Origin of the sequence: Micromonospora acroterricola, assembly GCF_003172955.1 — a bacterium.
Classification (GTDB): domain Bacteria; phylum Actinomycetota; class Actinomycetes; order Mycobacteriales; family Micromonosporaceae; genus Micromonospora; species Micromonospora acroterricola.
The window spans coordinates 1-3,154 of sequence record NZ_QGKR01000034.1 but is presented as its reverse complement, the minus strand read 5'-3'; the positions used below and the strand labels follow the sequence as shown (position 1 = coordinate 3,154).

Sequence of the window (3,154 nt, the reverse complement as noted above, 5' to 3'; positions counted from 1 at the left end):
GCCCAACCCATCACCCTCACCGCCGCCGCTCCGGGCGGCGAACGGTGGAACGCCGACCTGTCCGTCGTCGACCGCGACGACGTCAACGTCCGGCGTACCGCCGCCGGCCTGCGGCTGCGCGAGGCGCGGTCCGCCGGGCGCAGCCCGCGCAGCCCACACAGCGCGGTCGCCGAGGGGATGCTGCTGACCGCCCCGCGCACCCTCCACCGGCCGGCCACGCGCGTCCGCGCCGACATCACCGCCTCGGTCCCCGCCGGCGCCACCGTGGAGGCGCAGGTCCGGGGCTGGCGGACCAGCGGCTGGACCGAGTGGCGGACCGCCGCCGCGGGCGCCGTCTTCGACCGCCCCGTCAGCCGGGTGCAGACCCGGGTGGTGCTCACCGCGCCGGCCGGCGGCGCCACCGCGACCGTACGCGGCGTCCAGCTCACCGCCGACGCGACCGCCGCCGTCTCCGCCGCCACGCCCGGCCTCACCTACCGGGTGTACGCCACCCGGATCGGGCTGGTCGGTGAGCTGACCGCCAACGGCCGCACCGTCCAGCCGCGGGACCACTTCGCGGCCCTGCCCTCGCGTCGCGGGCTGTCCCCGCTCAACAGCGGCGACTACACCGTGCGGGTCTGCACCACCACCGGCGCCCGCTGCGAGTACGCCCCGGTCTGGGACGTCGGGCCGTGGAACACCCGCGACGACTACTGGAACCCGTCGGCCGTCCGGGAGAACTGGAAGAACCTGCCCCAGGGCCGGCCCGAGGCGCAGGCCGCGTACCAGACCGGCTACAACGGCGGGCGGGACCAGTTCGGGCGGACCGTGCTCAACCCGGCCGGCATCGACCTGGCCGACGGCACCTTCTGGGACGGCCTGCAGCTCACCACCAACGCCTGGGTGGACGTGGCCTACCTGTGGACCGGTGGCGGGCCGCGCGGAGTGGTCGGCGACGGGCCACTCAACATCCGCACCGGGGCCAGCACGTCGTACCCGACCCGGGGCCTCGCCGCCCGGTTCGCCAACGTGCCGATCCAGTGTTACGTCACCGGCCAGTCGGTGGCCGGTCCCTACCGCACCACCACGCGGTGGAACCGCCTGGCCGCCGGGCAGTACGTCAGCCACGCGTACATCTCGGCGGTGTACGGCGGCACCGTGCCGGTCTGCTGATCCGGGCTCAGCCCCGGCGGGCGCCGTCCGGGCGTTCGTCGGGGCGGGCCGGGCGCACCATGTCCTGGTAGCGCGGGTGGCTGGCGCCGTAGACGGCGTAGTTGAGTCGGGCGTGCGAGAGGCTCAGGTCGCCGTTGGGGCCGCCGCGCACCGCGTCGGCGTCGGCGTCGGACTGACCGTCGTCGGTCCAGAAGCAGACCGGGCAGGTCCCGCCGCCGGTCCGGGAGGCGCAGCAGGGACATGCCACGGGAACCACGTGTTCACCCACCGGGGAAGCATTCCACAGTCGAATATGACCCGGCGACCCGCAGGAGGTCACCGGGCGCGACCCCGAGCAGGTCCACCGCCCGTCCAAGGTTGACCGCCACCGCGACCAGACCGGCCGAGTCGACGTACACCACCAGGCCACCGGCCTGGGCGTCGCCGAAGGTCCGTCCCCGCACCGCCGTCCGGCTCGGCGCCGGCGCCGGCGGGCCCACCGCGACCGTCCCGGGAAGCGGGACGAGCAGATCGGCCGGCGCGGCCAGCTGGACATTGCCGAAATGGTCCACGGTCAGCACCTCGGCGGTGAAACCCTCGGTGTCCCCGGCCACCACCGGCGCTGGCAGCCGGACCAACCCGGTCGGGTCGATCCGCGGGCCCGCGTCGGTCAGCGGCGCGCCGAGCGCCAGCCGGGCCGCCACCGGCGCGAAGACGTCCCGACCGTGGAACGTGGCGGAGACACCGCTGGCCAGCCAGCGCGGGTCGGTCAACTCCACCGCGGTGGTCACCCCGCCGAGCGCGGCGGCGGCGTCCGGCAGCAGGCCGTTGTCCGGGCCGACCAGCAACCCACCCGGGGTGCCCAGCGCGACACCGCGCCGGGCGGTGCCCACACCCGGATCCACCACCGCCACGTGCACCCCCACCGGCAGGTACGGCACGGTCTGCGCCAGCACGGCGGCGCCCCGCCGGACGTCCGCCGGCGGCACCTGGTGGGTCACGTCGATAACCCGGGCGGCCGGCGCGATCCGGGCGATCACCCCGTGGCAGGCGGCCACGAAGCCGTCGGCGAGACCGTAGTCGGTGGTCAGCGAGAGCCAGGGTGTCGCGGACATGCCCGCAGGCTAACCCGGTCCACCGCCCCGCGGTCCACGCCGACCAGCCGCATGCCGCGTCCGTTCCGCCGGCCCGGAACGTACCCGCGTCACACGGTCGACCGGACGCTGGCGGAAATGGGACAACACACTCGGCCGACCGGCCACTCCCGCCGCCGGGCGCTGTTGGGCAGACTGCCCTGGTGACACATCGGAGCCTGCCCGCCGTCGGGGTACTCATGATCGCCCTGGCCCTCGTCGCCGGCTGCGGCAGCGATGACGCCGGTCGTCCGGACGCGGCGGCCTCGTCCGTCCCGGCCCCGGTGGCCACCGATCCTCCGAGCGGGTCGAGCCCCTCGGCGCCCCCGTCCAGCGCCAGCGGTGCCGCCTCCCCGCCCTCCGTGACCCCGCAGGGGCCGACCGAGCGCCGCCCGGCCAGCCCGCCGCCCGTGGTGCTGCCCAAACGGCCGACCGGGGCGCCCGGCGCGAAGCAGGTCGTCGACGCGTTCAAGGCCGCCGGCCTGAAGGTGCCGCACCCGAAGGACCGGTCCATCGACTGTGGCCCGGACGGGCTCGGTCTGGGCTGCTCCGAGCTGATCGCGACCGACGCCGTCACGGTGTACGTGTTCCCCGACGAGACCAGCGCCGGTGACATCGCCCAGACGTGGGGCGGCCAGTCGTACCAGCGTGGCGCGGTGGTGCTCAACTACCTGGAGGCGAAGACCCCGGCCGCGGAACGTCCCCGCTACGAGAAGGTACTCGCCAACCTCCGCTGAGCACCGCGCCCGGTGGCGCCGGCGACCAGGGACATGTCGGTCTGCTGAGCGTGATACCTGTGAGTCATACATATGCCGCACAGGTATCACGCTCAGCAGGGTGCGACCCGCCGGCGTTGGCCGTCCGGCGGCTGGGGCGGGTCAGACAGCGGG

General features: G+C 75.2%; 4 protein-coding genes. 2 read left to right on the top strand and 2 right to left on the bottom strand.

From position 1 onward, the window contains the following. Positions 1-1,152: hypothetical protein (locus DKT68_RS31675; protein WP_109815455.1), on the top strand; the 1,152-nt coding region annotated here is incomplete at its 5' end. Between the two features lie 7 nt (positions 1,153-1,159). Here the strand turns inward: DKT68_RS31675 and DKT68_RS00355 are convergent. Together DKT68_RS00355 and DKT68_RS00350 are read right to left on the bottom strand one after the other, a co-directional pair. Continuing rightward, positions 1,160-1,420, bottom strand: coding sequence for a CPCC family cysteine-rich protein (locus DKT68_RS00355; protein WP_109815454.1), 261 nt, complete (start codon positions 1,418-1,420; stop codon positions 1,160-1,162). Continuing rightward, the gene (locus tag DKT68_RS00350; RefSeq protein ID WP_109815453.1) at positions 1,413-2,246 is read right to left on the bottom strand and encodes an SAM hydrolase/SAM-dependent halogenase family protein; all 834 of its coding nucleotides are present in this window, start codon (positions 2,244-2,246) and stop codon (positions 1,413-1,415) included. The genes DKT68_RS00355 and DKT68_RS00350 overlap by 8 nt, the downstream gene beginning before the upstream one ends. A gap of 182 nt (positions 2,247-2,428) precedes the next feature. On the opposite strand from DKT68_RS00350, the gene DKT68_RS00345 reads away from it, so the two are divergent. Continuing rightward, positions 2,429-3,001, top strand: coding sequence for a hypothetical protein (locus DKT68_RS00345; RefSeq protein ID WP_161556598.1), 573 nt, complete (start codon positions 2,429-2,431; stop codon positions 2,999-3,001). Positions 3,002-3,154 lie beyond the last annotated feature (153 nt).